The 6,293-nt window shown below is 71.3% G+C and carries 8 protein-coding genes; 3 read left to right on the plus strand and 5 right to left on the minus strand.

What is annotated here, in order from left to right; genetic code table 11:
- The coding region (locus ACKVMH_RS12130; RefSeq protein ID WP_412700489.1) for a hypothetical protein at positions 1-690 on the minus strand (690 nt) is incomplete at its 3' end.
- Positions 691-817: 127 nt separating this feature from the next.
- Between ACKVMH_RS12130 and purT the strand changes: the two genes are divergently transcribed.
- Entirely contained in the window at positions 818-2,017 is a 1,200-nt protein-coding gene (gene purT / locus ACKVMH_RS12135; RefSeq protein WP_412700490.1) for a formate-dependent phosphoribosylglycinamide formyltransferase, read from the plus strand.
- 26 nt (positions 2,018-2,043) lie between these two features.
- Complete coding sequence (locus tag ACKVMH_RS12140; protein ID WP_412700491.1) at positions 2,044-2,481, plus strand: hypothetical protein; 438 nt, start codon at positions 2,044-2,046, stop codon at positions 2,479-2,481.
- A gap of 247 nt (positions 2,482-2,728) precedes the next feature.
- Here the strand turns inward: ACKVMH_RS12140 and ACKVMH_RS12145 are convergent, their stop codons facing one another.
- Positions 2,729-3,964 carry an endonuclease/exonuclease/phosphatase family protein gene (locus tag ACKVMH_RS12145; RefSeq protein ID WP_412700496.1) on the minus strand — a complete coding sequence of 412 codons (1,236 nt, stop codon included), beginning with the start codon at positions 3,962-3,964 and terminating at the stop codon, positions 2,729-2,731.
- 17 nt (positions 3,965-3,981) lie between these two features.
- Positions 3,982-4,725 (minus strand): arginyltransferase, encoded by a 744-nt coding sequence (locus ACKVMH_RS12150; protein ID WP_412700492.1) that lies wholly within the window; start codon positions 4,723-4,725, stop codon positions 3,982-3,984.
- 130 nt (positions 4,726-4,855) lie between these two features.
- Between ACKVMH_RS12150 and ACKVMH_RS12155 the strand changes: the two genes are divergently transcribed.
- Complete coding sequence (locus ACKVMH_RS12155) at positions 4,856-5,512, plus strand: EF-hand domain-containing protein (RefSeq protein ID WP_412700493.1); 657 nt, start codon at positions 4,856-4,858, stop codon at positions 5,510-5,512.
- A 56-nt stretch (positions 5,513-5,568) separates the two neighbouring features.
- Here the strand turns inward: ACKVMH_RS12155 and ACKVMH_RS12160 are convergent, their stop codons facing one another.
- Positions 5,569-5,775, minus strand: coding sequence for a hypothetical protein (locus ACKVMH_RS12160; protein WP_412700494.1), 207 nt, complete (start codon positions 5,773-5,775; stop codon positions 5,569-5,571).
- Positions 5,776-5,780: 5 nt separating this feature from the next.
- Positions 5,781-6,293, minus strand: a 513-nt coding sequence (locus tag ACKVMH_RS12165; protein WP_412700495.1) for a hypothetical protein, incomplete at its 5' end; no start/stop codon positions are given.

The raw sequence follows: 6,293 nt of genomic DNA on the forward strand, positions 1-6,293 counted from the left end.
GGCCGCCGCGCGCTCGGCGTCGGGCGTGGGGACGCCGGCGAGCGTGCCGATCCGCTGCGCGGTGAGCAGTTCCTTCGCGGGCGGGCGGAGCGGCAGCGAGAACAGTTCGGGCGGCTCGCGTTTCTTGGAGACCAGCAGCACCTCGCCGCGGACGGGGTCGACCGTTACCGCCTCGCAATCGCGCGGGCCGTCGGGCCAGCGGAACGCGATCGACCACGCCGGCTCCAGGCGCGCGTTGCGCAGCACGGTCGGTTCCTCCACCACGTGCAGCTGCAGGGTGCGGCGCAGCCCGCCGTTGTCGCCGACATCGGCGATCAGCAGGTAGCGGGTGCCGTCGAGCTCGAATCCGGCGATGTCTTCCCAATCGGTCTTGGTCACGCCTTCGACGCCGAACGTCGCCAGCCGGCTGCCGCGGGTGTCGACCGCGAACAGCCGTGGCGGGTTGTCGCCGTCGTCGTGCAACCACAGCACGTCGTCGTGCAGGTGCGAGGCGGTAAGGCCGCTGACCTCGTTGAGCTGCATGTCGAGCATCACGCCCGTGAGTTCCCCGCCCGGAGCCTCGCGCGCCTGGCCCGTTGGCGCGGCCGCGCGATTGCCATCGTCGCCGGCACCACACCCGGCCAGGGCGATGGCGAACAGGACGGCGGCGAGGGCGCCCGCGCGAGGCGGCCAATGGGGACGGGAAGGCATCGGCGAAGGATCGCACGGTGCCGCGCACGGCCGGAAGCCGGCGGGTGCCGGTGCGCGCCACCGTTAGACTTGCGGCCAGCGCGCCGCAGCCGGCGCATCCTGTCCCGCCATCGCTACTGGAATCCGCATGGTCACACTCGGCACGCCCCTGTCCCCCCACGCGTTCCGCGTCCTGCTGCTCGGCTCGGGCGAACTGGGCAAGGAGGTCGCGATCGAGCTGCAGCGGTTCGGCGTTGAAGTGGTCGCCGCCGACCGCTACGCCGATGCGCCCGCCATGCAGGTCGCGCACCGCAGCCACGTGCTGGACATGCTCGACGGCGCCGCGGTGCGCGCGCTGGTCGATGCGGAGCGTCCGGACCTGATCGTCCCGGAGATCGAGGCGATCCATACCGCGACCCTGGTCGAACTGGAGCGCGAGTTCGCCAAAGTCGGCCGCGGCACGCGGGTCATCCCGACCGCGCGCGCCGCGCGGCTGACGATGGACCGCGAAGGCATCCGCCGGCTCGCGGCGGAGACGCTCGGGCTGCCCACCTCGCCGTACGACTTCGTCGACACGGCGGAGGACTACCGCGCGGCCATCGAGCGGATCGGGCTGCCGTGCGTGGTCAAACCGGTCATGTCGTCGTCGGGGAAGGGCCAGTCGCTGGTGCGGACCGCGGCGGATATCGACACGGCCTGGGCGTACGCGCAATCGGGTGGCCGGGCTGGCGCCGGCCGGGTCATCGTCGAGGGGTTCGTCGACTTCGACTACGAGATCACCCTGCTGACGGTGCGTCACGCCGGCGGCACCACCTTCTGCGAGCCGATTGGCCACACCCAGCGGGACGGCGACTACCGCGAGAGCTGGCAGCCGCAGCCGATGTCCCCGCTCGCGCTGGAGCGCGCACAGGCGATCGCCCGCGCGGTGGCCGATGACCTGGGCGGTTGGGGCGTGTTCGGGATGGAGTTTTTTGTCCGTGGCGACGAAGTCTGGTTCAGCGAGGTGTCGCCACGTCCACATGACACCGGGCTGGTCACACTGGCCGGGCAGGACCTGAGCGAGTTCGCGCTGCACGCGCGGGCGATCCTGGGCCTGCCGATCCCGGTGATCCGCTCGCGCGGGCCGTCGGCATCGTGTGCGGTGCTGGCCGAAGGGCACGGGGTACCGGTGTTTTCCGGCGTCGACAGGGCGCTGGTGGAGCCCGACACCCAGCTGCGCCTGTTCGGCAAGCCGCGGGTCGAGGGCCAGCGCCGGGTCGCGGTGAGCCTGGCGGTCGGCGACGATGTCACCGACGCGCGCGCGAAGGCCTGTCGGGCCGCTGCTGCGTTGCGTATCGAGTTGCGCTGAGCGCGCGACGCCACTCTGGAGTGCTGATGAACGACAAGAACGGTTACGCGGTCTTCTTTTTCCCGCAGGCGCTGGAAGCGCTGGGCGATGCGATCAAGCCTTACCTGCAGGAGGGGAAGGCGGGGGCGCACGTGGTGTGCCGCGAGATCGACACGGGCGGTGCGCTGGTCGAGATGACGCTGGACGGCCGCACGACGAAGGGCGAGGCGATCTCGCTGGAGCTGATGGTGCCGACCAACATGGTGCGGATGGTGGTTTCGGCGCGCAGCGACGAGGCATTCGGGTTCGGGCCGCGGATCGCGGTGGAGACGGTGCAGTCGTTGGCGGGAGAGCCGGGGAACGGGGCGCAGGTGGAGGTGGAGCCTTCGGGTGATGCTTCTTCGGCTGCTGGGGGCGAGGGCGAAGGTGTGGTTGAAGGTGAGGCTGGCGAAGCGGCGGACGGGAGCGCTGGCCAGAAGCCGTAGCGGGGAGATTTGGGGGGCGGGTACGCGGGGTCATCGCAAGTCGCTCCCCGATACTCGCTTGGTTGCGATGACCCCGCGTACCCGCAGTGGGACGGCGCCGGCGCCTGCAGGGAGGGCCACGCCAAGGTCTGCGGAGTCTCGCGGCGCCTGGCGGGTGGGCCGGACACCAAGCGATTATCGGAGAGCGACTGGCCGGCCTACCCGCCAGGCGCCCTCCGCGTAGCCTCCACCCGTCTTCCCGGTCGCGTCAGGGCTGGAGGTCCAGCCAGACCAGGTGATGGTCGCTGGCGTCGATGATCGTGGCGCCGGGCGTGTCGCCGGCGGGCCAGAACACGCCGCCGTCGACCACCTTGAGGTTGTCGGACGGCAACACGTAGTCGAGGCGCAGGGTGCCGGACCTGGGGCCGAAGTCGCCGGTGTGGGCGGCGACGTCACCCCTGCGGTCGAAGCCGCGCTGCGCGGCGCGCTCGACGGCGCCCTGGCTGCGCGGGACGAATGCGGCATCGACGCGTGGGTGGTGCAGCAGCTGGGCGATTGCGCCCGGGACGCCGTCGCCGTCGAATGGGTCGGCGTTGTAGTCGCCGGCGATCACGAAGCGGGCGTCGCCGGGCAGGCCGCCGCAGCGCCCCTGGTCGTCGCACAACCACGGTGCCGGGCGCGGGGTGATGTACTCGGCCCACAGCCGGATCTCGTCGTGATTGCGCAGGCCGTTGCGGTTCTCGGGACCGTCGAAGACGGGCGGGGTGGGATGGGCGGCCAACAGGTGGATGACGCCGGCGGGAGTGCGGACCGGCACGTCCCAGTGCGACTTCGACGACAGCCGCAGTTGAGCCCATACCGATGGCGGGTACCAGGTGTCCCCCGTCGCCGGGTCGCGCGGCTGCCGTGCATCGGGTAGCGCGCTCCAGCGGAAGTGCTGGAAGGTGCGGACCTGCGTGGCGTCGATGGGATGGCGCGACAGGACCAGCATGCCGTACTGGCCGGGATGCAGCCCGTAGCCCCACGCGTCGTTGCCGCGGGCGCGGTGCTCGCCGCCGACGTTGCCATCGCCGTCGAGATCCAAACCGCTCGGTACGCCGGTGTTGACCGGGGCGAGGTAGCGGTACGGGTAGTGGAGGGGATCGCCTCCACCGGGCTGGGCCACGTCGAGGTAGTCACGCTGGAACAGGTCGGCCGCGACGCCGCCGGCATCGTGGTCGAACTCGTTGAGCAGCACGATGTCCGGCCGCACCCGCTGCAGCACCGCCGCGATCTTGCGCGCGTCGGCGTCGCCTGCACGCAGGCGCTCAACCAGGCCGCCGGCAGCTTCGTCGTACAGCGAGGTGTTGTAGGTGGCGACCCGCAGTGGCGGGCGTGCGGCATTGGTCATGTGGTCCGGGTTTCCGTGGATCGCGACCCGGACGCAGCCGGCAAGCGCGACCGCCGCGAGCAGGCAGGCCAGTGCCCGCCATGGGCGCAAGGAAGCGGGGGAGGTTTGCGCCATGCGGCCGGGGTGGTGCGTCATGCCGGGATTCCGTCGTCGAGGTCGCGCCATTGTCGGCCGTCGAATGCTTCAAGGGGATGGAACCGGCGCTTGTATTCCATCTTGCGGTGCCCGCCGATCCAGTAGCCCAGGTACAGGTGCTGCCGGCCTTCCCGACGGGCCCATTCCAGCTGCTGCAGGATCGCGAGCGTGCCCAGTCCGCGGGCCGCCATGTCGGGCTCGTAGAACGTGTAGACCGCCGACATCGCGTCGTCGGTGAGGTCGGTCACCGCGACCGCCAGCAACCGATGCGTGGCGCGTTCGCGCAATTCGAGGAAGCGACCCTCGCTCCAGCGTCCGATCAGGAACTGCTCGAACTCGCGCGCGCCGTGGCCATCCATGCCGCCGCCCGGGTGGCGTGCGGCCAGGTAGCGCCGGTACAGCGCCAGTTGTTCGTCGGTGCGCTCGGCGGGCAGCACCCGGGTGTCGACATCGGCATTGCGCGCCAGGCAGCGGCGCTGGCTGCGGTCGGGCCGGAACCGCGCCACCGGAATGCGCACCGCAACGCAGGCGCGGCACCCGTGGCAATGCGGGCGGTAGACGATGTCGCCGGAGCGGCGGAAGCCCCAGCCCAGTGCGAGCGGGTACCAGTGGGGCAGGCGCGGGTCGCGCGGGTCCAGCACCAGGTCGCGTGCCAGCCGGTCGGGCCAGTAACCGCATGGGTGCTCGCCGGTGTGGAACAGGCGGAGGTCGTCGGCGTCCTGGCGGGGGTCGGTGCCCATGGCGCGAGCATAGCGCCGCGTGGCTCGTCGCTGTCCACCCGCTGAACACACCGCGGCCTGCGTCAACTCGCACCCGCCCGGGGCGTTCCATGTCGCAACGACGCCCACCGCGTCGGCCTGGAGATCGTCGATGAACCGCTACACCTACCTGACTGCCGCCATCGCGGCCACCCTGCTGATGGGCGCCGCCATCGCCGCGCCGCAGGCCGACACCGTGCAGGCTGCCGATGCCGGCAAGCGCGGCCACCGCATGCTCCAGCTCGATGCAAACGGCGATGGTGCGATCGATCGCGCCGAGGCCGCCAAGATGCCGCGCCTGGCCGAACGCTTCGACACACTGGACCGCAACGGCGATGGTCGCCTCGAGGCCGGCGAGCACCCCCGCAAGCAGCATCGCCGCGCCGGGCACGGCGGTGGGCGCCACGGCGGCATGCAGCACGTGCTCAAGCTGGACACCGATGCCGACGGTCGCATCAGCAAGCTCGAGGTGGCTGATAGCCAGCGTTTCGCCGAGCGCTTCGACGGCATCGATACCAACCGCGACGGCTATCTCGTTCGCAGTGAGCTGATGGCTTCGGCCGAGCGCATGCGTACCGAACGGGCAGCCATGCACCGTGCCCGCATGGACCAGCGCTTCAACGAAGCCGACAGTGATGGCGACGGCAAGCTCAGCCGGGCCGAGGTCGAGTCGAAGATGCCGCGCATGGCCGCGCATTTCGCCTTCATGGACGAGGACCGGGACGGCTTCCTGGTGCGTGCCGACCTGGCGCATCCGCGGCGCCGCTGAGAGCCGCTTGTCTGAAGCCGCGACCCGCGCAGCACACGCTGCGCGGGTTTTTAGTTTCAGTCGTCGCGCCGGGGCAGCCCGCAGCCGCGCGTGCGCGCCCACCAGGTGTTGATCGAAGCGGACAGGACCGCGGGCAGGGCGCTCCAGAAGAGCACCTCCACCCAGTCCACCGCACCGTCGCGCAGCCACTGCACGGCGGCCAGTACCAGCGCCACGATGACCAGAACCCGGCCGCAGCGACGGAACCAGTAAACGAGCAGCATCCGGCTCACAGGCGCCCCGACGAGACCAGCCCGACCAGCAGTCCACCCAGGCCGAACACCAGGCCGGTGACGGCGCCGATCCGGCAGGTCCACCGTTCGCGCCGCCGGCGGCGTGCCGCACCCAGCGGGTCCTGCATCGCCTCCAGCGCGTGCCGGCGGGCAAGGATGCGTGGCTGGACCACCATTGCCTGGTGGAAGACGACACCCATGAACACCGCGGTCGCGGCGACCGGCAGCAGCCAGCCGTCGTCGAGCCATGCGATCAACAGCAGCGACACGACGAAGGCCACCGAGGCCAGGCCCGAGATCACCGCGCTGCGGATCAGCGCGACGCGCTCGGCCTCGTCGATCGAGCGCTTGAGCTGCGCGCGCAGCCCCAGGTAGATGCCGGCAAAGCCCGCGACCAGGGCCAAGCCGATGCTGCCGGCCGAACCCAACAGGATCTTGCCCAGGGTCTTGGCGCCGCCGGTCGCGACCGCGCTGCCCAGCACCGCGGCGGTGGCCGCCGGCGGGCTCGC

The sequence above is a fragment of the Lysobacter zhanggongensis genome, from assembly GCF_046638635.1.
GTDB lineage: Bacteria > Pseudomonadota > Gammaproteobacteria > Xanthomonadales > Xanthomonadaceae > Novilysobacter > Novilysobacter luteus.